25 protein-coding genes are annotated in these 23,135 nt (G+C 68.7%); 15 read left to right on the top strand and 10 right to left on the bottom strand.

The window, feature by feature from the left end; all coding sequences use genetic code 11:
* Nucleotides 1–39 precede the first annotated feature (39 nt).
* The 6 genes from ACIHA7_RS26025 to ACIHA7_RS26000 all read left to right on the top strand — a co-directional run bounded on the left by ACIHA7_RS26025 (nucleotide 40) and on the right by ACIHA7_RS26000 (nucleotide 5,824).
* Nucleotides 40–1,740: an aldehyde dehydrogenase family protein gene (locus tag ACIHA7_RS26025; RefSeq protein ID WP_397293550.1), complete on the top strand. Its 1,701-nt coding sequence runs from the start codon at nucleotides 40–42 to the stop codon at nucleotides 1,738–1,740.
* Between the two features lie 126 nt (nucleotides 1,741–1,866).
* On the top strand, nucleotides 1,867–2,943 hold the full coding sequence (locus ACIHA7_RS26020) for a septum formation family protein (RefSeq protein WP_397293549.1): 1,077 nt from the start codon (nucleotides 1,867–1,869) through the stop codon (nucleotides 2,941–2,943).
* A gap of 9 nt (nucleotides 2,944–2,952) precedes the next feature.
* Complete coding sequence (locus tag ACIHA7_RS26015) at nucleotides 2,953–3,303, top strand: metallopeptidase family protein (RefSeq protein WP_397293548.1); 351 nt, start codon at nucleotides 2,953–2,955, stop codon at nucleotides 3,301–3,303.
* A gap of 158 nt (nucleotides 3,304–3,461) precedes the next feature.
* Nucleotides 3,462–3,782: a PE domain-containing protein gene (locus tag ACIHA7_RS26010; RefSeq protein ID WP_397293547.1), complete on the top strand. Its 321-nt coding sequence runs from the start codon at nucleotides 3,462–3,464 to the stop codon at nucleotides 3,780–3,782.
* Between the two features lie 42 nt (nucleotides 3,783–3,824).
* A complete protein-coding gene (locus tag ACIHA7_RS26005) occupies nucleotides 3,825–4,997 on the top strand; it encodes a PPE domain-containing protein (protein WP_397293546.1) in 1,173 nt (390 codons plus the stop codon).
* Nucleotides 4,994–5,824 (top strand): ESX secretion-associated protein EspG, encoded by an 831-nt coding sequence (locus ACIHA7_RS26000; RefSeq protein WP_397293545.1) that lies wholly within the window; start codon nucleotides 4,994–4,996, stop codon nucleotides 5,822–5,824. The genes ACIHA7_RS26005 and ACIHA7_RS26000 overlap by 4 nt, the downstream gene beginning before the upstream one ends.
* A gap of 7 nt (nucleotides 5,825–5,831) precedes the next feature.
* Here the strand turns inward: ACIHA7_RS26000 and ACIHA7_RS25995 are convergent, their stop codons facing one another.
* From ACIHA7_RS25995 to ACIHA7_RS25985, 3 genes are read right to left on the bottom strand one after another with little or no spacing between them, the layout of a single operon-like run.
* Nucleotides 5,832–6,515, bottom strand: a complete 684-nt coding sequence (locus ACIHA7_RS25995; RefSeq protein WP_397293544.1) for a histidine phosphatase family protein — start codon at nucleotides 6,513–6,515, stop codon at nucleotides 5,832–5,834.
* Nucleotides 6,512–7,426, bottom strand: a complete 915-nt coding sequence (pheA, locus tag ACIHA7_RS25990; RefSeq protein ID WP_397293543.1) for a prephenate dehydratase — start codon at nucleotides 7,424–7,426, stop codon at nucleotides 6,512–6,514. Before pheA ends, ACIHA7_RS25995 begins: the two co-directional genes overlap by 4 nt.
* 49 nt (nucleotides 7,427–7,475) lie before the next feature.
* Nucleotides 7,476–7,916 carry a hypothetical protein gene (locus tag ACIHA7_RS25985; protein WP_397293542.1) on the bottom strand — a complete coding sequence of 147 codons (441 nt, stop codon included), beginning with the start codon at nucleotides 7,914–7,916 and terminating at the stop codon, nucleotides 7,476–7,478.
* A gap of 170 nt (nucleotides 7,917–8,086) precedes the next feature.
* Here ACIHA7_RS25985 and ACIHA7_RS25980 point away from each other — a divergent pair, with 170 nt between their 5' ends.
* Nucleotides 8,087–8,854 (top strand): DUF2470 domain-containing protein, encoded by a 768-nt coding sequence (locus tag ACIHA7_RS25980; RefSeq protein ID WP_397293541.1) that lies wholly within the window; start codon nucleotides 8,087–8,089, stop codon nucleotides 8,852–8,854.
* Nucleotides 8,855–8,878: 24 nt separating this feature from the next.
* On the opposite strand, the gene ACIHA7_RS25975 is transcribed toward ACIHA7_RS25980, so the two are convergent.
* Nucleotides 8,879–9,673: a CPBP family intramembrane glutamic endopeptidase gene (locus tag ACIHA7_RS25975; protein WP_397293540.1), complete on the bottom strand. Its 795-nt coding sequence runs from the start codon at nucleotides 9,671–9,673 to the stop codon at nucleotides 8,879–8,881.
* A 423-nt stretch (nucleotides 9,674–10,096) separates the two neighbouring features.
* On the opposite strand from ACIHA7_RS25975, the gene ACIHA7_RS25970 reads away from it, so the two are divergent.
* From ACIHA7_RS25970 to ACIHA7_RS25960, 3 genes are all read left to right on the top strand, one after another.
* Nucleotides 10,097–11,422 carry an LCP family protein gene (locus ACIHA7_RS25970; RefSeq protein WP_397293539.1) on the top strand — a complete coding sequence of 442 codons (1,326 nt, stop codon included), beginning with the start codon at nucleotides 10,097–10,099 and terminating at the stop codon, nucleotides 11,420–11,422.
* Between the two features lie 10 nt (nucleotides 11,423–11,432).
* Nucleotides 11,433–11,981, top strand: coding sequence for a ferritin (locus tag ACIHA7_RS25965; protein WP_397293538.1), 549 nt, complete (start codon nucleotides 11,433–11,435; stop codon nucleotides 11,979–11,981).
* 72 nt (nucleotides 11,982–12,053) lie between these two features.
* Nucleotides 12,054–12,602, top strand: coding sequence for a ferritin (locus ACIHA7_RS25960; protein WP_107653565.1), 549 nt, complete (start codon nucleotides 12,054–12,056; stop codon nucleotides 12,600–12,602).
* Between the two features lie 263 nt (nucleotides 12,603–12,865).
* On the opposite strand, the gene ACIHA7_RS25955 is transcribed toward ACIHA7_RS25960, so the two are convergent.
* The 4 genes from ACIHA7_RS25955 to ACIHA7_RS25940 all read right to left on the bottom strand — a co-directional run bounded on the left by ACIHA7_RS25955 (nucleotide 12,866) and on the right by ACIHA7_RS25940 (nucleotide 16,389).
* Nucleotides 12,866–13,786, bottom strand: a complete 921-nt coding sequence (locus ACIHA7_RS25955) for a DUF5926 family protein (protein WP_397293537.1) — start codon at nucleotides 13,784–13,786, stop codon at nucleotides 12,866–12,868.
* Between the two features lie 292 nt (nucleotides 13,787–14,078).
* The gene (locus tag ACIHA7_RS25950; RefSeq protein WP_397293536.1) at nucleotides 14,079–14,846 is read right to left on the bottom strand and encodes a glycerophosphodiester phosphodiesterase; all 768 of its coding nucleotides are present in this window, start codon (nucleotides 14,844–14,846) and stop codon (nucleotides 14,079–14,081) included.
* Complete coding sequence (locus ACIHA7_RS25945; protein WP_397293535.1) at nucleotides 14,843–15,928, bottom strand: DUF4328 domain-containing protein; 1,086 nt, start codon at nucleotides 15,926–15,928, stop codon at nucleotides 14,843–14,845. The genes ACIHA7_RS25950 and ACIHA7_RS25945 overlap by 4 nt, the downstream gene beginning before the upstream one ends.
* 92 nt (nucleotides 15,929–16,020) lie before the next feature.
* The gene (locus ACIHA7_RS25940) at nucleotides 16,021–16,389 is read right to left on the bottom strand and encodes a rhodanese-like domain-containing protein (protein ID WP_397293534.1); all 369 of its coding nucleotides are present in this window, start codon (nucleotides 16,387–16,389) and stop codon (nucleotides 16,021–16,023) included.
* 528 nt (nucleotides 16,390–16,917) lie between these two features.
* Between ACIHA7_RS25940 and ACIHA7_RS25935 the strand changes: the two genes are divergently transcribed.
* The 4 genes from ACIHA7_RS25935 to ACIHA7_RS25920 all read left to right on the top strand — a co-directional run bounded on the left by ACIHA7_RS25935 (nucleotide 16,918) and on the right by ACIHA7_RS25920 (nucleotide 20,588).
* Entirely contained in the window at nucleotides 16,918–17,529 is a 612-nt protein-coding gene (locus ACIHA7_RS25935; protein WP_397293533.1) for a hypothetical protein, read from the top strand.
* 452 nt (nucleotides 17,530–17,981) lie between these two features.
* A complete protein-coding gene (locus ACIHA7_RS25930; protein ID WP_107653560.1) occupies nucleotides 17,982–18,605 on the top strand; it encodes a superoxide dismutase in 624 nt (207 codons plus the stop codon).
* Between the two features lie 340 nt (nucleotides 18,606–18,945).
* A complete protein-coding gene (locus ACIHA7_RS25925) occupies nucleotides 18,946–19,473 on the top strand; it encodes a peptidase (protein ID WP_107653559.1) in 528 nt (175 codons plus the stop codon).
* Nucleotides 19,474–19,769: 296 nt separating this feature from the next.
* Nucleotides 19,770–20,588, top strand: coding sequence for a TMEM165/GDT1 family protein (locus ACIHA7_RS25920; protein WP_397293532.1), 819 nt, complete (start codon nucleotides 19,770–19,772; stop codon nucleotides 20,586–20,588).
* A 46-nt stretch (nucleotides 20,589–20,634) separates the two neighbouring features.
* On the opposite strand, the gene ACIHA7_RS25915 is transcribed toward ACIHA7_RS25920, so the two are convergent.
* Together ACIHA7_RS25915 and ACIHA7_RS25910 are read right to left on the bottom strand one after the other, a co-directional pair.
* Nucleotides 20,635–21,312 carry a TetR/AcrR family transcriptional regulator gene (locus tag ACIHA7_RS25915; RefSeq protein WP_397293531.1) on the bottom strand — a complete coding sequence of 226 codons (678 nt, stop codon included), beginning with the start codon at nucleotides 21,310–21,312 and terminating at the stop codon, nucleotides 20,635–20,637.
* Between the two features lie 26 nt (nucleotides 21,313–21,338).
* A complete protein-coding gene (locus ACIHA7_RS25910; RefSeq protein ID WP_397293530.1) occupies nucleotides 21,339–22,217 on the bottom strand; it encodes an SDR family NAD(P)-dependent oxidoreductase in 879 nt (292 codons plus the stop codon).
* A 348-nt stretch (nucleotides 22,218–22,565) separates the two neighbouring features.
* Between ACIHA7_RS25910 and ACIHA7_RS25905 the strand changes: the two genes are divergently transcribed.
* A complete protein-coding gene (locus tag ACIHA7_RS25905) occupies nucleotides 22,566–23,111 on the top strand; it encodes a DUF4352 domain-containing protein (protein ID WP_397293529.1) in 546 nt (181 codons plus the stop codon).
* Nucleotides 23,112–23,135: the final 24 nt, after the last annotated feature.

The following is a 23,135-nucleotide window of genomic DNA, read 5'->3' as shown; positions in this document are numbered from 1 at the left end:
TGGGGACCGCTCGGCCGACGACGCGCGCATAGTTGGCTTGTGGGTACAACTTTCGACGAATCAGCCATCGATGACGTACTGACCGAGCTGACCGCGGGCGAGAAAGCCTGGGCGCAGACCCCGCTGCGCCGCCGCCGTGCGCTCCTCGACGACATCCACGCCCGGACCGGGCGCTTCGCCGGTGACTGGGTGCGGGCCGCGCGCACCATCAAGGGTTTGGACGCCGACTCACCGCTGGTCGGCGAGGAGTGGATGTCCGGACCGTTGACCCTGCTGCAGGCCACGGCCGCGCTCTCCGCGACGCTGGCCGCGCTGGACGAGGGGCGCAGCCCGCTCGACGGCGTCACCGTGCGGACCGCGCTCGGCAATCGGGTTGCGGTGCCGATCCTGCCGCTGAGCGGCTATGACCGGTTGCTGCTCAACGGTTTTCACGGCGAGGTCTGGCTGCGGCCCGGCGTCGACGCAGATACCGCGCGGCGGCGGGCGGGGCTCGCGCAGCTCGATCCGACCGCGACCGGCGGCATCGGGGCAGTGCTCGGCGCGGGCAACATCACCTCCATTCCGCCGTTGGACGCGCTGTACGAGCTGTTCGCGCACAACCGGGTGGTCGTGCTGAAGCTCAATCCGATCACCGATCCGCTGTACACGGTGTTCGAGATGGTGTTCGCGCCGCTGTGCGAGCTCGGCGTGCTGCGGATCGTGACCGGCGACGCGGACACCGGCCGCTACCTGGTGCACCACCCGCAGGTCGCGCATGTGCACATGACCGGAAGCGCGCAGACCCACGACACGATCGTGTGGGGGCCGGGTCCGGAGGGACTGGAACGCAAGAAGGACAAGCGGCCGCTGCTGGACAAGCCGATCACCAGCGAGCTCGGCGGTGTGTCGCCGACCATCGTGGTGCCCGGCGACTGGTCCGACGCCGATCTGCGTTTCCAGGCCGAGCACGTGGCGACCCAGCGGCTGCACAACGGCGGCTACAACTGTGTCGCCGCGCAGGCGGTGGTGCTCAGCAAGGACTGGGCGCTCAAGGACAAGTTCCTGGCGCAGCTGCGCATCGCGCTCGCGCAGGCCCCGCAGCGGGCGGCGTACTACCCGGGCAGCGACTCGCGGGTCGCCGACGCGCTGGCGTCCTATCCGGGCGCGGGCCAGGTCGGCGCGGGCCGGGTGCTGATCGAGCAGCTGCCGCCCGGCGATACGCCGCTGCTGCGCACCGAGTACTTCTCGCCCGTGCTGGGCGTGGTCGAACTGCCCTACCCCGGCGGCGAATTCCTGCAGCGCGCGGTCGATTTCGTGAACACCGAGCTCACCGGAACGCTGGGCGCCAACGTGCTGGCCCATCCGTCGACCATCCGCAGGCTCGGCATCGGCTTCGAGCGCGCCATCGAACGGCTGCGCTACGGCGCGATCGCGGTGAACGCGTGGACCGGGCTCGCCTTCCTCGCCCCGCACGCCGCGTGGGGTGCGTTCCCCGGCCACACGCTCGACGACGTGCAGAGCGGAATCGGCGTGGTGCACAACGCCTTCCTGCTCGACGACGTGGAGCGCACGGTGGTGCGCGGACCGTTCCGGCCCGCGCCGCGCTCGCTGCTGCACGGTGAGCTCGCGTTGTCGCCGAAACCGCCGTGGTTCGTCGGCAACGCGGCCGCGGCGGCGACCGCACGCAAGCTCACCGAGTTCTACGCGAGCGGCAACCCGGCGCGGATTCCCGGCATCTTCGTCTCCGCGTTCCGTGGTTAGCCCGTAAAAGCGCTGATCAAAACGGGTCGTGGCACCGCGGCGCGGAGACTGCCATGATGGATCGCGATGTCCCCCTCCGAGCACGCCCCCGAGCCGAAGCCATCGAACAGGCCGACCACGCGCGCCATGCCGTCACACAGCGGCAGCGGCGCGGCGCGGCGTTCGTTCGACGCGGTACGGGGTGTGTTCACCGGTGCGACGCCGCTGCCTGCGCCGACGCTGCGCTGGGGACTGCTGCTGGTGGCCACCGGTGCCGTGATCGCCGCCCTGGTGACGCTGTTCGTGACGGGCTACGACAACAACAAGATCGAGGCGCACAGCCCGGCCTCGGCCGGTGAACCGGTGGTCGACAAGGAATTCGGCACCGCGGTCAAGGGCGACTGCCTGAGCTGGTCCAAACCGGACCACTCCGACCTGGTCAAGGTGCGCTGCGAGAGCAAGCACATGTTCGAGGTCGCGGCGGATATCGATATGAGCAGGTACCCGGGCAAGGAGTTCGGGCCCGGCTCGCGATTCCCCGACTCGCTGCGGCTGACCGAGCTGAAGGAAGAGCACTGCGTGCCCGCGGTGCAGCAGTACATGGGCGGCAAGTTCGATCCGCGCGGGCGCTACATCGTCGGGTTGATGTATCCGAGCCCGGACGGCTGGCAGCACGGCGACCGCACGCTGCGCTGCGGATTGCAGTACGCGGCGAGCGCGGGCACGCCGCCGTCGACCGGTAGCGCCGCCGAACACGATCAGTCGAAGGTGTACGGGCCGGGCGTGTGCCTGGGCATCAACCAGAACCTGCCGACCGACCCGGTGGACTGCTCGCAGGTGCACGCCGTGGAGATCGTCTCCACCATCGATCTCGGCCAGCGGTTCCAGGGCGGACCGCCTGCCAAGGAGGAGCAGGACCGGTTCGTCGAGGAGGAGTGCGCGCGCACCTCGGCGGAGTATCTCGGCGGGCCGGATGTCGTGCGCAACAAGACGCTGACGCTGTTCTTCGACTTCCTGGACGCGCGCAGCTGGCTGGCCGGCAGCCGCAAGCTGGACTGCATGGTCGGCAAGGGGGCCGACCGGGAGGGCTTCGCGCCGATCACCGGCTCCGCGCGCGGCGACATCCTGATCAACGGGCAGGCGCCGCAGCCGCCGCCGAACACCGGCCGCTCCACCCCGACGCCGCTGCCCGGCGCCGCGCCGCTGCCGCCGCAGCCGAGGTAATCCGCGACGATGTCGGTCTCCATGTCCGAGGACCGGTTCGAGGAGTTGGTCGGCGACGCGCTCGATCGGATCCCGCCGGAGCTCGCCCAAGCCATCGATAATGTCGTCGTGCTGATCGAAGCACGCAATTCGGATGATCCACATTTGCTCGGGCTCTATCACGGAATCGCACTCACCGAACGGGACAGTCACTACGGCGGCGCGCTGCCGGACACCGTGACGATCTATCGCGAATCCATCCTCGACATCTGCTCGGACGAGAGCGAAGTGGTGGAAGAGGTGGCGATCACCGTGATCCATGAGATCGCACACTATTTCGGCATTGACGAAGACCGCCTGCATCAGCTGGGATGGGGCTAGTCTTTATCCAGCTGTATGAGTGCGGTTGCAGTTGGGGCGAGACAGGAAGAAACTTCAGGGGATTCGATGGAACCGATCGCTTCGCTGTCGCGTCCTATCACTCGAAGGGGGAATTCTCGTGGTTCCGCCCCATAGCCGCCACTAGAAGGAGTCGAGTCATGGTTGGCCACGTACTAGTACAACCCGAGGTCGTCCTTGCCGCCGCCGCCGAGCTGGATCTGCTCGCCGAGCGGCTCGCCGCCGCCGCCGCGCTGACCGCACCCGCGACGCATGTCGTCCCCTCCGGGATCGACGAGGTGTCGCTGCACGCCGCGAACCACCTCAACAAGGGTGCCGCGACGCACGACCAAGCCGTAGCCCAGGGGATTCTGGAACTGCACCACGCCGCGGCGACGTTGCGCAGTCAGCTCGTCACCCACGTCGGTGAGGATGTCGTGCGGGCGGGCGCACTCAACATCGTCAGCGGAACAATCGCTTAACGCCTGCGGGCATCGCATAAAGCACAAGCAAGGGGAGAAAGCATGACCGCAGGAATCACCGGGGTGTTCTGGCTGCCCCGTCAGGCAGAGGGCAACTCGATCGCGCTGAACGCAGGCGCACACGCCATCCCGATCTCGGCAGCGGCCACCGCGTGGGGCGGGCTGACCGCGGCCTGGGTCGATGCCACCGCGACCGTCGCCCGGGTGATGGCGGAGCTCGGCGTCGGCATGCAGGGCATCAACGGCATCTCGGCGCTGTCCAAGCTCACCGGCTTCATCGGCTGGTCCGAGCAGCAGGGTGTGATGGCGGCCACCATGAGCTCGAAGGCGGCGAGCAACGCGATCGCGTACACCGTGGCCTCGCTGGCCATGCCGAGCATCCCGGAGATCGCGGCCGTGAACGCGGCGCGGGTCGCCGCGCACTCGACCGGCGGCGTGCTCAACGGCACCTCGGAGCTGGCCGAGGCCGCCAAGGCCGCGCTCGACCTGCGGGCCGCGCTCACCATGGAGACCTACGAGGCGGCGACCACCGCGATGGTGGTCACCCCGGGCGAGTTCGTGAACCCGCCGACGATCGCGAAGGGCGCGGGCACCGCGGACGCGGGCCAGACCGATCAGGCGTTCCAGGCCACCAACGCCGACCCGGTGCAGAGCGCGATCGCCGCGGCAGGCGCGTTCGTGAACAACCCCGCCGTGGTGGGCGCGGCGACCCAAGCGGCGAACATCGCGGGCTCGGTGGCGACCACCGGTGTGTCCACCGTCGGCACCATCGGCTCGCAGGCGGTCGCGGCCGTCACCACCGCCGCCACCCCCGGAATCACCAGTGCCGCACCGGCCGCCATGGTCGGCGGCGCGGGGCTGGCCGCCGCCGCCTCGGCCGCCGGAACGCGGTCCGCGTCGTTCTCCTCCGGCCCCTCGGTCGCGCTCGGCAACGGCTCGCTCAAGCTGCCCGAAGGCTGGGGCGCCGGTGCGCCGACCGGTGCACCCGCTGCGGCACCCGTCGTCGAGAACGTCTCGGCCGGTCAGCCCGCCGCGGCCCCAGCGAGGAGCAACAACACCGCGGGTAGCCCGTTGCTGGGCAACCAGGTGCGCGACGAGGACGACGAGTCGGAGCACAAGGGGCTGGACTACCTGCGCTCGACCGAGCACTTCAACGACGGCCGCTACGCCGCCGACGGGGTGATCGGCGCCGACGCCGGTATGGCCGCTAAGTGACGGTGCTCGGTGCGGGCCGCGGCCCGTCGATGCTCGCATCGGTGGTGCTGTCGCTCGATGAAATGCAGTTTCTCCTGGAGAAGCTGGAGATCGACGAGGTGCCCGTCGTGCTGGACGCACGCGGGCAGTACGACAACGTCACCGATCACGATGCCGCGATGGCCGTGGCCGCCCAGTCGCTCACCGATCGGGAACTGCTGATCGGTGACGCGGTCCACCAGGAATTGGAGGACCGGCTGCGGGCGCTGTACCGACCGCACTGGGTGGTCGCGCTCCGGCTTTTCGTGGAGGGGCAAGCGAGTCGCATGTGTCTGGCGAAGGGCGACGAGGTAGTCACCGTCGCTTTGCGCGGGCCGCAGTCCTACGTGATCGACGAGGTCGAGGACGACCTGCCCGGCCCGGTGATCGCCGCCCTCGGCCAAGCCGACCCGCTCGACCTGACCGGCATGCGGGCGCCGACCGAACAGCTGGTCCCGATCTTCGACGACACCGGCGATGCGGCGGCGACCGCCAACCGGCTGGCGAAGGTCGGCACCCCACCCGCGGACGCGCAGGCCCTCGCCTCGGCCATGGTGCAGATCCATTCGCACGCCGAGATCGTCGGCGTGGTGTACGGCGACGGCACCCGGGACCTCACCGACAACCACATCGCGGTGTTCAACACCCGCGCTGGCCGCTTCATCGCGACCGCGAGCAAATCCGACGACGGCGTGAAGTGGACCTCGCTCAGCACCGGCACCACATCCCGTCTGCGAACGGCGTTGCAGGACTTGATCAGCGGACTGCCGGAGCGCGCGGAGTTCCCGCGCAAACCGGAGCAGGTGTAGGCCGGGCCTAACCCATCGGATCGTCGGAGGTGGGGGCGACGTCGTAGCCGAAGGGTGGGGTGAAGCGGCCCCACCGGATACAGTCCCAGCTGCCGTCGGGCAGCGGGACCAGCTCGATGGTCTCGGTGTTGTCGAGGTGGTTGTTCGTGGTGAACGGCGGCAGCACATCAGCGAGGTAGCGCGACACCAGGCGCATCGCGGCGCCGTGGTTCACCAGCAGCACATCGCCCTCGCCCGACCCGGGCGTCAGGTACGTCTCGCGTAGCTCCTCGATGACCGGCAGGAAACGGGCGAGCACGTCGCGCCCGGACTCCCCGCCGGGGACGCGTTCATCCAAATCGCCGTTGTGCCAAGCCCGATAGACGCGCTGGAAGTACAGGTGGGCCTCTTCGCTGTGCTTGCCCTCCAGCTCGCCGGCCTGCACCTCCTGCAGGTTGTCCAGCACCGTGGCTGGCACGCCGGTCGCGGCCTCGATGTAACCCGCGGTCTGCCTGGCCCGCAACGCCGTCGAGCAGAACAGCACGCGCGGCGGGTTCAGCAGGGTCTCGCCGAACAACTTCGCCTGCGCCGCACCGCGTTCGGTGAGCGGCAAACCAGGCACCTTGGTGTCGAGCAGCTTCGCGACATTGCCTTCGGTCTCACCGTGCCGGACCAGAACCAACTTGGCCGGGCCGATCTTCGCCTCGGTCACAGATCCGCCACCCCCTTTCGTAGCTGGGTCAGCCATCCCGCGGCCGCCTCGTCCGAGGGCGGTGGCGTGCCGGTCGCCGACGTGGCGGGCCAGGAACCGAGAAACCGGATCCGGGCGGTGCGGTGCAGCGCCTTGAGCGCCTCGGCCACCGCGGTGTCATCGATGTGCCCCACGCAGTCGAGATAGAAGCGATAGGTGCCCATGCCTGTGCGGGTGGGCCGGGACTCGATCCTGGTCAAATCGATGCCGCGCGTGGCGAACTCGGCGAACGCGCGCATCAGCGAGCCCGGTTCGTTCGGCAACTCCAGCACGATCGATGTCCGATCGGCTCCGGTCGCGGGCGGCGCCACGCACGGCCGGGTGACCAGCACGAAGCGGGTGATCGCCTGCTCGTGGTCGGCCACGCCCGCGGCCAGCACCGCCAGCCCGAGCCGAGCCCCGGCCAGCGCGGTGGACACCGCGGCGTCGGCCTTGCCCGCCGCCACGTCCTCGGCCGCCGCGGCATTCGAGGCCGAGACGTAGGGCTGGGCCTGCGGCAGATTCCGCGACACCCACTCACGGACCTGAGCGGCGGCCACCGGATAGGCGGCCAGCGTGCGCACCTCGGACAGCTCGGTGCCGGGGTGGCCCAGGATGGTGAAGGTCACCTCCAGCTCGGTCTCCGCCACGATCTGCAGCCGAGGGCCGACGGCCAGCGAATCGAGCGTCGCGGCGATCGAGCCCTCGACCGAACTCTCGATCGGCACCACCGCACCGTCGACGTCCCCGGCGCGGACCAGCTCGAGCGCGGCCCCTTGGCTCGGCGCGGCAACCCGCTCGACGGCCCCTGCGAAGGCCCCCGAGGATTCGAGTTCGGCGAGGGCCATCTCGGTGAAGGTTCCGGAGGGCCCGAAGTACGCGATACGCGGCACGGTTACGACCTTACTTGCGTCCGCGACCGGCGCTCCCGGTATTTACCGGCTAACCCGTTCCACCACGCCTTTCACCGCCCCGCGCGAGGGGGGCGAGGGCCTGGGTTACTTCGTCGGGGTGCTCGGTCTCGATGGCGAGCAGGACGGTTCGGAGGGCTTCTACCGCAGGCGGTTTCAGTGCGTTCAGGAACGCGATGTCCGGGGTGCCGAGCGCAGTTCGGATGTCTTCGCCGCAGAGGGCGGCGACGGTGGCGGCGACGATCGCGAGGGCTCGGGCACCGGACGCGGTTCGGGCGATGAAGCCGGTGTCGGTGTGCACGATGGCGGCCAGGAAGTCGGCGATGTCCGCGTCGGGTGCGTCTGCGTCGAGCCGCGGGGCCGAGTCGCCTGCGATCGGGACGCGCACCAGGTCGTCGACGATGCTGCGCCGGGCGGGTGCCGTCAACGCGATAAGTACCGGTTCGCCAGGTGTTTCCGCTCCGTGCGCCACCGATCCACCGTAACAACCAGGTGCGGTACGGAGTTCAGCCGTGCAACGGGCGGCGAATTCTCAGGATCAGCGTGGGGCGAACGCTTGCGGATGTTCCGCTGGTCACTTAGCTTAGGGTAACCTAATTGAGCGCCGAGCAAGGCGAACAACGCCCGACCACGGAGGTTTGCATGCCGCGTCCGACACCGACCGTCACACCGTCCACCGCCGAGCGGGTGCGCAGTGCGTGTGCGCACGCGGAGCAGGCGGTGCTGGCCATGCCCGGCATCGATCCGACGCCCGTCTCGGTGCATCACGTACGCGAGTGCGGCGACGCGGTGATCGCGGTACCGACCACCTCGGTGGCGGCGCTGGTGGCAGGCAACTCACCGGACGCGGGCGCGCCCGCGGTCTTGGAGCTCACCGATCACGCCCCACTGCCGCTGCGCGAACCCGTGCGCGCGCTGGTCTGGCTGCGCGGCTGGGTGCGCGCGGTACCCGCGCAGGCGCAGCGGGCGCTGGCCGGCGAAGTCGCCAAGGAGAACCCGGACCCGGGCCTGCTCGACGTCGGGCACACCGCGACCCTGCTGCGCCTGGTGATCAACTCGGCGGTGGTCGCCGACTCGACCGGCGCCGAATCGGTGAGCATCGACGAACTGCGAGCGGCCCGGCCGGATCCGTTCTGCGCCTTGGAATCCGCCTGGCTGCTGCACATGGACGCCGACCACGCGGACGTCGTCGCGCAGCTGGCCAGGCACCTGCCGCCCCGGCTCCAGCACGGCATCGTGCACCCGCTCGCCATCGACCGCTACGGCCTCACCCTGCGCGTCGAGGGCCGCGACGGCGACCACGACTTCCGGCTGCCGTTCAACTCCCCCGCCGACGACATCGAAGCGCTCAGCCGCGCGGTACGGACCCTCGCGGGTTGCCCCTTCCTCAACGGACTCCGCCGCATCTGAGCCGTCGGCGTGCTGCCTGATCGTTTATGGCAACCAGGACACGTGCCCGCGCAAGACCGTGTAGCCGAGGTAGGCGACCGCGTCGATGGTGGCGTGCGCGAGGATCAGCGGCCACAACTTGTTCGTGCGCTGCCAGTAGCGGCCGAAGATCAAGCCCATCACCAGGTTTCCGAGGCCGCCGCCGAGCCCCTGGTACAGGTGGTAACTACCGCGCAGCAGGGCCGAGGTGAGCAGTGACGAGTTCTCCGACCAACCGAGCTTGCGCAAGCGGGTGATCAGGTAGGCGACCACGATGATCTCCTCGGCCAGCGAGTTCGCGCAGGCCGACAGGATCAGCGCGGGCAGCCGCCACCAGTGGTCACCGAGCGACGCGGGCACGATCGTGACGCTCACCCCCATGGCGTGCGCGATCAGGTACAGACCGAGGCCGGGCAGCCCGATGATGGCCGCGAGCACCAGCCCCGGCACGATATCCGCGCGCCACCGCAGCCTGCCCGCCAGCCCGATCAGGCGCGGCCCGATCCCGCTGCGCCACAACAGGTACAGGCCGAGCGCCGCCCAGCCGACCAGGCGCGCCACACTCAGCAGTTGAAACAGCAGATCGATGGTCGACTGAGCGGACCGCGACGGATTCAGCGCGACGGTGCGCCCACCCACCCCACCGGGCGAGAGCGCGCTCTCCACCAGCGACAGCGCCGCATTGAGCCCGCTCAACCCGAAGGTGACCACCAGCACGACCGCGATCTCGAGCTTGATCCCGAGCCGCTCCCGCTCCGTCACCTCGGCCTCGCCCCGCTCGGCCCCGGACTCACCACGCATGGGCTCGAATCTATTGCCCCGCCGCCATCGACGCGGCGCACGCCCCGCCTTCCGTCACACCTGATGCCGCAACACCGACTCGGCCGGGGCCGAGTCGTGCACCGCCGCCGAGCAGGTTATCCAGCCACCACCTGATCACCGAACCAGCCAGGCCGGGCCGTTCGCACAACACCGGCGAGCAGCGCCGACAGGACTCCGCTCACCTGCCCCGAGATGCCGGAGCGGCCACTGTGACCGAACTGTTCCCCGTCCGGCGATAACACCGCCGGGGCGCCGGCGAATTCATAGAGTGTGCGCGGGCGGACGGGCATTGCGGTCGGGGCGATATCCGCGTGCCAACTGGGCACGAGAACGCTCGGACCGGATCGAGATCATCCGTCGCACCACCGACCCGAACGACGAGCGATAAGTAGAGTCTCAGTGATGAATGGCGACGACCCCCAGTACCGCGCACGGATGCGCCGGGTGCCGCCGCCCGGTCAGCCGCCGATGCCGCGCCCCGGACCGCGCCGCGCCGGACCGCCGGTCGACCCGCAGTCGCCGTACGTCGAGCCGACGCAGGTGCTGCGCCGCGGCGGCCCGCATCAACCGCTCGCGTATTCGCAGGTCCCGCCGGAACCCGTGCTGTCGCGGCGGCCGCCGCTCGACAAGCCACGCGGCGGCCCCACGCACGCGCCGACGCAGCAGCCGGTGCCCTATCGCGAGGGCCCGCCGCCGCAGCGGCCCCGGCCGCGCCGCGGGAGTCCGCCGCCACCACCGCCCGGACCGCCGCGCGGCGAACGACAAGCCCGCGCCCCAAGGCCGCGCCGCAAGCGTCACTATTTCCGCTGGTTCCTTGTCCTCTTGCTGGTGCTCGTATTGGCCGCCATCGGCGCCATCGTGAAGCTCGACGGCTCGCTGACCCGCATCCCCGCGCTGGTCAACTACTCCGAGCGACTCGGCGACACCCCCGGCACCAACTGGCTGATCGTCGGCTCGGACGGCCGCGCCGGCCTGACCCCCGAGCAGGAACAGGAGCTCGCCACCGGCGGCGAGGTCGGTCCGGAGCGCACCGACACGATCATGCTGGTGCACATCCCCGAGTCGGGGAAGACCACGATGGTCAGCCTGCCGCGCGACTCCTACGTCAGCATTCCCGGCAACGGCCAGGACAAGCTGAACGCCGCCTTCGCCCTCGGCGGGCCGCAGCTGCTGGTGCAGACCGTCGAGATCGCCACCGGCGTGCGCATCGACCACTACGCGCAGATCGGCTTCAGCGGCTTCGCCGGCGTCGTCGACGCGCTCGGTGGCATCGACGTCTGCCTGCCGACCGCCATCGACGATCCGCTGGCCGGGATCAACCTGCCCGCAGGCTGCCAGAAGCTGAGCGGCCCGGAGGCCCTCGGTTTCGTGCGCAGCCGCGCGACCGCGCTCGCCGACCTGGACCGGATCAATAACCAGCGCATCTTCATGGCCGCCCTGGTGAAGAAGGCGACCAGCACCGCGACCCTGGCCAATCCGTTCAAGCTGTGGCCGTTGGCGTCGGACACGGTGAAATCGTTGAAGGTCGACGACGGTGACCACATCTGGCACCTGGCACAGCTCGGCTGGGCGATGCGCGGCGACACGGTGGCGACGACGGTGCCGATCGGCCGGTTCGCCGATACCGACAGCGGCAATGTGCTGGTGTGGGACAAGAACAAGGCGAGCCAGTTCTTCGATGCCCTCGCTTCCGACCGTCCGATTCCGGAGGACCTGCTGACGAGGTAGCGTCGGTCACATGCCGGACATCGAGCTCGATCGCCCCTTCCCGACTCTGCTCACCGCACAGATTCGTCACGGGTTCACGGCAGCGCAGCAGTATCTCGCCGCCGCCGTGTACCTGGACGCGAATCGGTTGCCGCAGTTGGCCAAACATTGCTACGGCAAGTCCGAGGAGCAGCGCGGCCACGCATTGCGGATGGTCCAGTATCTGCTCGACCGTGATCTCGACGTCCAGATCGGCGGCCTGGACGAGATCCGGTCGACCTTCGAATCCCCCCGTGCGGCAATAGCTTTCCTGCTGGAGACCGAGCAGCACCGGAGCACGCAGATCACCGGGCTGGCCCGCGCCGCCCGCGAATCGGGCGACTATCTCGGCGAACGCTTCGTCCAGTGGTTCCTGAAGGAACAGGTCGAAGACGTCGCCAGAATGACGACGCTGCTGACCGTCATCGACCGCGCGGCGGACAACCTGTTCGACGTCGAGGAGTTCATCGCGCGCGAACTCCGGGTGCCGCAGCGCATCGACAACGCGACCCCGAGAATGGCTGGGACAGCGAAGAATTAATTAGGCAATACTAGCCTCAATAAGGTTGCACTTGGATGACACGCGCCTTGACCAGCGCTAATGTCAGCTACTATGTCCAGCCATCCGGAGTCCCCACGCAGCAAATTCCACGGCCTGCTCCACGATCAGATCAGGCATGAATTCAATGCCGAACATCAATACATCGCCATCGCGGTGTGGTTCGACAATGCTGATCTGCCCCAGTTGGCCAAGCGTTTCTATGCGCAGGCGGTGGAAGAGCGCAACCACGCGATGATGATCGTGCAGTACTTCCTCGACCGGGACATCAGTGTCGAGCTGTCCGGCATCGACGCCGCCAAATCCAAGTTCGAGAATGTGCACGAGCCGATCGCGCTCGCCCTCGCTCAGGAGAAGACGGTCACCGACCAGATCATCCAGCTGGCGAGCACTGCCCGCGAAGAGGGCGACTACCTCGGCGAACAGTTCATGCAGTGGTTCCTGAAGGAGCAGGTCGAGGAGGTCGCCAACATGACCACCCTGCTCACCATTGCCGAGCGCGCCGGGTCCAACCTGTTCGATCTGGAAGAGTTCATCGCCCGGGAAATGAGTGGTCCCAGCGATACTTCCGGCGCCCCTTCGGCAGCGGGTGGATCCGTCTGATAGGCGTCACCCATCAATAGCGAACAGGCCCAGCTCTGCACGATGAGCTGGGCCTGTTGCCGTTCCACACAGTCCTACTGGACGCCACGGTGCTGAGCAGCGATTGCAACGGCCGGCGAATAACGTCCACCGTTTGTTCTTCCGCATCGGTTAGGTGAGACCGCGCTCACTTCCGCGACTTTTCAGCGGTGATAGCCGACCGCACCGGCGGCACAATTAGCAGGACTGTTCTTCGCCGAATTCTCTTATTGGTACGCAACAATTCAGCGCAAGGTCACCTGACGCGACCGCAGACCATCCCGCGACCGACGCTCACCGGCGGTCAACGGCGCGTCCGAAGCCAGCGCCTCCGCCAGCCGGGCGTCGAATTCCTGAGCAGGCTTTGCCCATTCGTCGGCGTGCATCTCCGGATCGAGGTCGAAGACCGGGACGAGCACACCGTGCGTGCGGAACGAGCCGGCGAATCGGGAGCCCTCGCCCAACTGCAGGCCACCCGCGGCGTGCAGGCGGGCCAGCGCCAGCATCAGATCGTCCTCGTTCTCCGGGCGCACCCAGCGGATGTGCGCCTTCTCGCCCGCGTCCACCCACCAGGCCGCGCCGACCGCGTCCGGGCCGAGCGCGATCCGGGCGGACGGCTTGATCGCCTGCTTGGCCTGCTCGATGGTCGCGGCGACCTGCGGGTCGGGCTGCACGCCCTCCGGCACCCACCAGTCGAAGTCCTGGTGCACCGTGATGTCCAGCGGCGCAGCGGGATCGATCACGTCGGCCAGCCGAGGGCCGCCCGCCACGCTCGCCACCGAGGCCAGCGAGTCGCCGGGCTCCGCTGACTGCGTCCACAGGATGGCGGCCGCGATATCGGCGCCCAGGTCGGCACCTTGGAACTGCACCTGCGCGCCGACGTAGCCGCTCGGCGACTCGCCCGCCCGCACCAGTGCGGCCACCGCACCCGGTAGCACCGTCGCGAGCACGACCGAACGCTCCGCCGCGACACTCGACGCCAGCTTCAGCTCGGCGGTCGCCGACGGCACGAACTCGCACAGCGCGACCAGATCGCACTCCGCGGCCAGCCCCTCGAAGGGGCGCGAGACGGACTGCGCCGCCTGCTCGAGCGCCACCTTCCGCTCGGCGAGACGCTGTGCCCGGTTCCCTCCGGGCTTAGGACTATTCCGCTTGCTCTTACCCACGGGGGGTCAACCTACATGGTGTGCGCTCCGCCACCCCGCGCGCCACGGCACCGGGACGGTGCTGAGCGCGGCTGCGGACAGTTGGCCGCTGAACGGCGCACGCGCACAAGCTGGTTCGCCGGTCCGCCGACCCGAGACGAACCGGTCGCCGGACCAACTCTGTCAAGCGGCCTTCCGTCAGCCCAGCTGGGGAGCAGCGCCGACGAGCAGCGAACCGAGGCGCGCCGATTCGGCGACGACGGATACGCAAGGACTGCTTCAGAGGTCAACGGTGCCAACCCGTTCGAGCGGGTCAGGCGGCGTCGAGCAGCGCCTTGGTGCGACCGGGATGGTTGGTAGCAACCCAACTCACACCGAGGTCGGCGCACAGGCGCACGTCGTCGGGGTCGTCCACGGTCCAGCAGTAGGTGGCACGGCCCGCGGCGGCGGCCTTGTCGACCAGTTCGGGGTGGTCGCGCAGCGTCTTCACCGACGGGCCGACAGCGGTGGCGCCCACCGTGGTCGCGGCGCCGCCACCGAGGTAGCGCGACGACTCGCCGAGCAGCACGGTCGGCAGCAGGGGTGCGGCCCGCCGAATCCGCCAGACCGCGGTGGCGGCGAAAGACATGACCACCGCGCGGGAATGGTCGGCGGAGGCGGGGGTGGCGATGCCGAACCGCTGCAGTTCGGCCAGCAGCTTGTTCTCCACCAGCGCGCCGTAGCGGACCGGGTGCTTGGTCTCGATGAACAGCTTGGTCGGCCTGCTGCGCCAATCGAGCACCAACGTGATCAGCTCGCTGAGGGTGAGCACCTCCGCGGCTTCGCCGTCGGCGCCGAAGTCGAGGTCCTTCAGTTCGTCCAGCGTCATCTCACTGACGAGGCCGGTGCCGGAGGAGGTGCGGTCGACGGTGCGGTCGTGCACGCACACCAGGTGCCCGTCCCTGGTCAGCCGGACGTCGCACTCGACGCCGTCCGCGCCTTCCTGGAGCGCCAATTCGTATGCGGCGAGCGTGTGTTCGGGGCGCGCCGCCGACGCACCGCGGTGCGCCACGACGAACGGTGCGCGACTGACCTGGCTCACTTGGCCAAAACCTCCTGTTGCTCACGGTCCACTGCACCGTTGTCCTCAACGCCCGCGCCGCTGTCTTCAGCATTGTTGTGCTCAGCCGCGTCCGGCGCGGACTCGCCGACCGCCCGTGGCGCACGTCCACCGGGCTGCACCGGCTCGATCACCGGCACGGCCGGGTCTACGGCGACCAACCAGCGCCGCGCGTTCCGGCTGCGGCCGAGCACATCTCGTTCCTCGACCACACGCATCATGGCCAGCGTGAGCACCGCGACGGCGGCGGCGACCAGGTCGGTGAACGCGGTGAACAGCACGCCATCCGCCTCGGCCTGCAACGAATCGGCGGTCCGCCACAGCAGCGCGGCCGCGGCGACCACACCGCCGAACACCCAGGCGGCCCACCAGATCCGGATCGCCCGCAGCGCGCGCGGATCGGACCGTCGCGCGACGAGCTCGGTCAGGAAGACCCCGGGCCACAGCAGATTGACCACCGGAACCACGCAGCCGAGCACCAGCACGCGCACCGATCGCGGGTCGGCGCGCCCGGTTTCCTGGAAGGCGGCCCGCCGCGCGTCGACCAGCCAGCCGACCACGGCCACCGCGCTCAGCAGGGCGAACAGGAGGGCGAGCACCGCGGCACCGACAACGAGCACGTCGGAACAGAGCAGCAGCGCGGGATGGATCAGCCGGGTGCGGTTGCGCAGCAGGAGCAGATAGCGCAGCAGCTCGGCGACGGACGCGACCGCGAACAACGCCGTAGTCGTGATCAGCAGGGTGGATGCTTTGGCGGTCAGCCTGGTGAGCGGACGAGGGGCCTCGGCGGCCGGCCTCGGCGGCGGATCGACCAGACCCCACCGCGGAATATGGGTGTAGCGCGGAGTTCCGGCGCTCGGCACGGGCTGCCCGGCGGCCGGGGACCTGCGCGCGCGGTGGTCCGGCCGACGCGCCACCCAGCGATAGTTACGCCGCTCGGCGGGTGCGTCGATGGGCGCGGGCGACAGCAGCACGCCGCGGCAGCGCGGGCACCAGTGCATCGGGGTCGACTGCACGGCCCAGCGCGCGCCACACCGCGCACAAGGTTGGACGACCGTGCTCACCGTGCCTCCTGTGTCTCGCGGGACACCCGCGCCCGGTCGGCGCTGATGAGCGCTGCGCCATCGTGTCTCATCACGCCTCCTTCGCGGGGGTCCTAGTAGATCTTCGCCTGCCCGGCGCCGTCGGCGACCAGCGGGCGGCCCGCCTGCTGCCACGCGACCATGCCGCCGTTGACCTGGATGGCGTCGAAGCCGATGTGCGTGAGGTATTCGACCACCTGGAGGGAACGGCCGCCTTGCCTGCAGATGACGTAGAGATCGACGTCGTACTCCAGCTCGTCCACCCGGGCGGGCACGTCGACCATCGGGATGTGCACGGCGCCCGGCGCGTGCCCGAGCTGCCACTCGTCGTCCTCGCGCACATCGAGCAGGATCGCCCGCGTGGCGTCGGCGGCCGGTTCGGCGCTGTCGAATTCGCGCGGCACCGCGTCCACCGGGACCGAGGGCACATGGGGGCTCGTCACGGTTTCGATCCTGCCATGGGCGACCGGGGGCCGTGCGATTCCGCCCGCGCCGCGGTCGCGGGCGGCTCGACATCGAGCCGATACTTCAGGTATGTTCTGCGTCCCGGAACCCTGATCGATGCCCCGATCAGGGTGGGCGTGTGTATACCTCCGACAGAGTTATCCACATAATCCACAACTTCATCCACAGGCTGCAGCTATCAGACAGCGCGCCACTTTCAGGGTTTGGCTATCAAAGCTACCCTCCGGCTAACCAACTCTCCGAGCCCAGAACACCGGATCAAGGGTCTTTCCGTAGCTCTCAGCGGATTCGCGGCATGCCTTTCGGCGCGAACGACCGATCCGAGACTCCCCTCCAGCCGCCAATCCCGGAGCGGTCATTCGCCGCCGACCTCGGAACTCGCGGCGCGGCGGGTCCCGATATTTACTTGGACGGCGGCGGGTCCCGATCGGTTCCATAAAAAACGAGAACACTAGCGAAAAACTGAAATACTGGGCTCCACCGGTAGCTGTCGGTAGCCTGTGGCCATGAACGTGAGCAGGGGGCTACTCGACGGCATGGATACGGCTGGGCTCAATGTCGCTCTGTCCGAGGCGACCTGCCTCGGCCTGGAGGTCGACGCGGCGGCCGGGCAACTACGACTCGACTTAGAGGTGCTGACGCTTCCGGAAAACGGAACGCCCACCGAGGATTACCGGGTTCAGGTCACCTTCACCGGAGTCAGCCGCGTCGCGGCGTCGCTGCGCGTGCAGAACTGGGACGACCTCGAACCGCGCGTGCTGCCACTGGAACTGACCGGCCTCGACGAGGCCATCCGCAGCTTCGGCGGCGGCAGGCTGCACGGCTGGGAGTTCATCGACCTCGACGACAGCGGCTGGGCACTGTGGAGCGAGTTGCTCAGCTTCGACACCACCCTCGACGAGCACGTCTCGGCGCACGTCCTGGAGTTCTCCCAGGAAGAGGGCATCGACCCGCGCGAGCTCGACGTGCGCGTATGGTTCGACAACATGGTCATCAACGACACCACCGGCCGGGAGATCCCGCTGGCGGAGTTCATCGCGGGCGCGGCGCGCTGGTGGGCGGCGCACGACGCGGGCGACCCGCGCGCGACACGTCCCGGAGTCGCGCCGCCGCTCTGACTCCAGCCCACCGATACCGCACACTCGGACTTGCCGGATGTGCGGTATTTCTGTCTCCGGGCGTCGCCGGAGCGGGCAGCGAACTCGGTGGTTCTCGCGCGGAAACGCCCGCTCGCCGCCGGCGCGTTCCGGGATCGGCGGCCGCCGCGAGTGACCATTGACGTAGTGGGTATCCGGAACGAGGATCGGTGCTGCCGATCGGGCAGCGCTGCTCCGAGCGATCACGGACGCGCGCGGGGAGGCGCAGTCGCTCCACTGGTTCGTCGTACCGCGACATGGTTCGATGCAACGCGTGAGGTTCGACCCGCTGCCGATGACGACGTGCCGGTGCACAGCCCGTGCCCGCGTCGGAATGCGGGGGCATCAGGCCCGGTTGGAACCGAGCGGGTGTACGAATGATGGTTGGGTGTGCTCGATAAGGGCGCACACAGCCCGACATAGGAAGGGACATCGTGGCTGAGTACACGCTGCCAGATCTGGATTACGACTACAGCGCCCTGGAGCCCCACATCTCCGGGCAGATCAACGAGCTGCATCATTCCAAGCACCACGCCGCTTACGTCGCGGGCGCGAACACCGCGCTCGAGAAGCTCGAAGCGGCCCGCGAAAGCGGCGATCACGGCGCCATTTTCCTGTACGAGAAGAACCTGGCCTTCCACCTGGGCGGGCACGTCAACCACTCCATCTGGTGGAAGAACCTGTCCCCCAACGGCGGTGACAAGCCGGTCGGTGACCTCGCCGCCGCGATCGACGACCAGTTCGGCTCGTTCGACAAGTTCCGCGCGCAGTTCACCGCCGCGGCCAACGGCCTGCAGGGCTCCGGCTGGGCGGTGCTCGGCTACGACACCCTCGGCCAGAAGCTGCTGACCTTCCAGCTGTACGACCAGCAGGCCAACGTCCCGCTGGGCATCATCCCGCTGCTGCAGGTCGACATGTGGGAGCACGCCTTCTACCTGCAGTACAAGAACGTCAAGGCGGACTACGTGACCGCGTTCTGGAACGTCGTCAACTGGGAAGACGTGCAGGACCGCTTCACCCGCGCCGTCGGCCAGGGCAAGGGCCTCATCTTCGGCTGATAGCGGACTACGCGCCCACAGGCCCGTGTCCCTGCCGCGGTTACGCGGTCGGGGCGCGGGCCCGTCGCCGTTTCGGGCGATCATCGCGACGCGATCAGGACACGCCCGAGCGGCAAACCGGTCTCGGACCGTGCCCCCGATCGACCGTCGCGAGCCTGTGGGCTGGATCAATCGCTGGTCAGCCCGATTTCACCGGGCGGCTGGCACTCTTTGGTACTTGTGTGCCAGGTGATTCGTAGTTCATTCTCGGATTCCACAGTTCGAGGACGGGCAAAGCCGCTGGGAGCGCTATCGAGCGTGAACGCGCGAGGCCACCCCGGTTACCCGGACGGGAGGCACCATGCGGACCAATGGACCGATCGGCATCACGCCTTTCCATGCCCGCGGCTCACTGCGCGGCTTCGTCATCTCCGGCCGCTGGCCGGACACCACCAAGGAATGGGCGCAGGTACTGGTGCTCGCCGTCCGGGTGGCCACGTTACCCGGGCTGCTGTCCACCTCGACGGTGTTCGGGGTGCGCGAGGAGCTACCGGACGACCCCGAACCCGACATGGTCGGGCTGGTGATGGCCGAGGGAACGGTACTAGGCGAGGAGGCCCTCGCACCCGGCCGGTTTGCCGACCATGTGCCTGCTGCCCTGCTGATGCTGCATCCACCCTCGGAAACCCGGCCGTCCCTGCCCGAGTGCGCGGGTGCCGCCTCCGGCTGCGTGCTGCTGCCCGGCGTGCCGCATCTCGGCCTGGAACACCGTGCGGCGTGGGCCGAGGCCGAGTCCGATGGGACGGTCACCTCCCTGGTCAGCCGGGTGGGACTGGACCCGATCAGCGATCCCGACACTGCGGTTCTGGCCATGCTGCTCGCCGCGTAAGGGTACCCGAAACTCTGCGCATGGATCGCCAAACTTATTGCGCCCATTGCGATTTGGATAACAGTCGGTTGGCGCGGTCGAGCACCCGCGGGTAGAGTCGGGGACAGCGAAGGGGAGTAGCCCCCAATTGCACAGTCGACATACTGACCCGCCACCCCACGAGGGCTCGGGTCCGGCTGGGTGAACCGGCGCAGACCGGTGGGCGAGACCTTCGGCCGAGACAACTATTTCGTTGTCGGCCGGAGGCATACCCAGACTCCGACCGGCAGGCCGGAGACCCGGGAGCCGCACACATCATGATCGCCACCGTTTTGCTGAGCATCGGCATCGTCTTCCTTGCCGAACTCGGTGACAAATCCCAGCTGATGGCCCTGACGTTCGCGTTGCGCTACCGCTGGTGGGTCGTGCTCGGCGGCATCGCGACCGCCTCGGCCGCGGTGCACCTGATCTCGGTGGGCGTCGGCTACTTCCTCGGATCGGCACTGCCCACCCGGGCCATCTCGCTGGTCGCCGCCCTCACCTTCCTGGCCGTCGGCCTGTGGACGCTGCGCGAACACTTCGGCGCGGACGAAGAAAACCCGGCCCCGAAGTCCTTGCGCGCGAGCACCGCACCGTTCCTCGTGGTGCTGTCGGCCTTCCTGCTCGCCGAACTCGGCGACCGGACCATGTTCGCGACCGCCGCGCTGGCCACCGACTACGACTGGGTCGGCGTGTGGCTCGGCTCGACCATCGGCATGGTCGCCGCCGACGCGCTCGCCATCGGGATCGGCATCCTGGTCGGCAAGCACCTGCCGGAACGCGCGATCGGGATCGGCTCGGGGCTGCTGTTCCTCTACTTCGGTGCCGCCACGCTGCTCGCCACCGCCGCGCCCGTGCTGGGTGGGCCGACCGTCGCCGCACTGGCCGCCGGGGCACCGGCGGTGGGCGGCGCGGTCATGCTGATCCTGCGCACGCTGCGTCCCGCCGCGCAGGCCGGACACCCGTCGGCGCCCGAAACGGCTACTCCCGACCTGTCTGCGGCCGGCTCAGCCGCGCCCAGCCCGCCGTCGTCCGTTGCCGCAACGCCTGACACGGCAGTATCCGGCGCGGCGCGGGATACGGAGAGGCGCTGGTAGTCCAGCAGGTTCGCACTGGATCCGGAAGTGGTCCAGCCAACTCTGGCTAGGTCTGCGGTTCGTCCGATTCGAGCAGAGCGTCGCCGTACAGCTCCCCGCCGCGCCGCACCAGATTCAGCAGCGGTACCCGCAGCGCCAGCAGGCCGTCCAGGTCGTCCGCCGCGATCCGGCCGGTGACCATCGCGCTGATCGAGGCCGCCAGGGTCTGGCAGGCGAACCGCTGATCGTCGGTTCCGGCGCCGAGCACATCGGCGATCAGGCCTACGAACAGTTCCATCAGCTGAGCCCGCCGCGAGAGCGCCGCCGAACCCACCGCGTAGACCTCGACCAGGAACAGCCGCGCGCTGGCCGGATCGTCCACCAGGTGCTGCAGATAGGCCCGAAAGATCCGGTCCATCCGATCCAAACTGCTCAGCTCCGGTCCGGCCGGATCATCCGCGCCGCGGGAGGCCTCCTCGATGCGGCCGAGCAGATTCTGCACGGCCCGCTCGTAGGCGGCTTCGAAACACGCCTCCTTGGAACGGAATTGCTCGTAGAAGGTCTCCCTGGAAACTCCGGCGCGCTTCAAGATCGCCGCAACGGACGTTCCGACATAACCGTTCTCGGTCATCGCCTCGGCCATCGCGATCAGGATTCGCTCGCGCTGCGACGCGACCACCTGCTCCCGCGGCAGGCCGTGCCTACCGCGCGGGAGTTGGCGTGCGCTGGTTGCCGATTCGGTCATTCGGTGGCTCCGGTGGTTCGGTCGGGCTAGGCTGGCCGCTCCATTTTGCGGGGTCGGGTGGGTTGGTCCGTTGTGAAGGGTGCCTCTTCACTTCGCGCGATCTCCAAGGCGCGCCGCACCCCTCGGCGCAGCGTGAAGCCGATCAGCCGCTGGGCGATCGGCCGCAACGGCAGCGCGACGGCCACCCACCAGGGCGAAACCACCTGACGACGCCGGCGCGCGATGGCCTTCTCCACCGAGTCGATGGCGGGGCCGAGCGGCGCGACGCCGGAGACGGTGGCGCGGCCGAGGATCGCGCGGGCCGCGGCGGTGCCGAAGCCACGCGAGGTCATGTCGGTGTCGAGTTCGGCGAAGTAGGCGATGCCCACCTTCGCGCCGGTGTGTTTCAGCTCGATCCGCAGCGTGTGGCCCAGCGCCTCCACCGCGGCCTTCGACGCGCTGTAGGCGCCGACCAGCGGCAGGTTCACCGCGGCGGCGAGCGAAGAGACCACCAGCGCATAGCCGTTCGCGTGACTGATGTGCGGACCGGCCGCGCGCACCGTGTAGTAGACGCCGAGCACGTTGACCGCCAGCGTCTCCTCCAGCACCGCCGGATCACCGCCGATCAACGGCAGCTGCCGCGCCACCCCCGCATTGGCCACCACCACATCCAGCCCGCCGAGCTCACCGACCAGCGTCTCCACCACCCGGTCCACCTGCGCCACATCCCCCACATCGCAGTAACGCCACGGCGCGTCCCCACACTCCCGCGCCACCTCCCCCAGCAACTCCTCCTCCAACCCCAGCAACGCGACCTTCGCCCCCGCGTCATGCAGTTGCCGAGCCAACGCGGCCCCGATCCCCCGCGCCGCCCCGGTGATCAACACCCGCCGCCCAGCCACCGACACCCCACCGAACAGCTTCATGCAGCGACGGTACCACCGAAGAACACGTTTGTTCGCAAATAGCCGAGTGTACGACCGAATAGCAGAACCGACCTGCCGAAATGCACTGCTACCTGCGCGTATTTCAGTTATGCGCGTACGCAATCAGATGTAACGCACATCACAAGCGGTCGATACAGCCGTCAGCAGTTAACCGTTCTCGACAAAGGCGAAGACATGACGACACCGCGCGATGAGTACCCATCCCAGCCACCGCAGAATCCCAACTGGGGCAATCAGCCGCCGGCCGGGAGCGGCCATCCCGGCCAGTTCCAACCACCTCCCGGATACGGGCAGCCGCCGCAGAAGAAGTCCAACGCCGGAAAGATCGTGCTGATCGTGGTGGCAGTCATGGTCGGGCTGTGCGGATTCGTCGGGCTCATCGCGGTGAACGGCGGGGACGACAAGGAGAAGGATACGGCGGCCACCAGTGCGGGGGCGGCGGAGCAGCCGCCTGCCGAGCAGCCATCGGCGGGGGCGCCCGGTCTCCATACGCCGGTACGCGACGGCAAGTTCGAGTTCGTCGTCACCGACGTTCAGATCGGTCTCAGCGAAGTGGGCGACAATCCGTATTTGCAGCGAAAAGCGCAGGGCGCGTACACGATCGTCACGATGACCGTGCGGAACACCTCGAACAAGCCGCAGGGATTCAGTCCCAGCGACCAGATCCTGTTCGACACGAAGAACCGCAAATTCGAGAACGACACGATGGCCGCGATAAACCTGCAGCCCGACACCAGCATGTACGCCGCCATCAACCCGGGCAACAGCGTGACAGCGCAGGTGGTGTACGACCTGCCGCCCGACGCAGTACCGAGTCACCTCATGCTGCACGATTCGATGTTCTCCGGCGGAGCGAAAGTGACTCTCCAATAGCCGCGCCCAAGGTACAGCGATGGT

Source organism: Nocardia sp. NPDC052316 (genome assembly GCF_044547795.1).
In the GTDB taxonomy this organism is placed as follows: Bacteria; Actinomycetota; Actinomycetes; order Mycobacteriales; family Mycobacteriaceae; genus Nocardia.
This window is presented reverse-complemented; position numbering and strand designations above follow the sequence as displayed.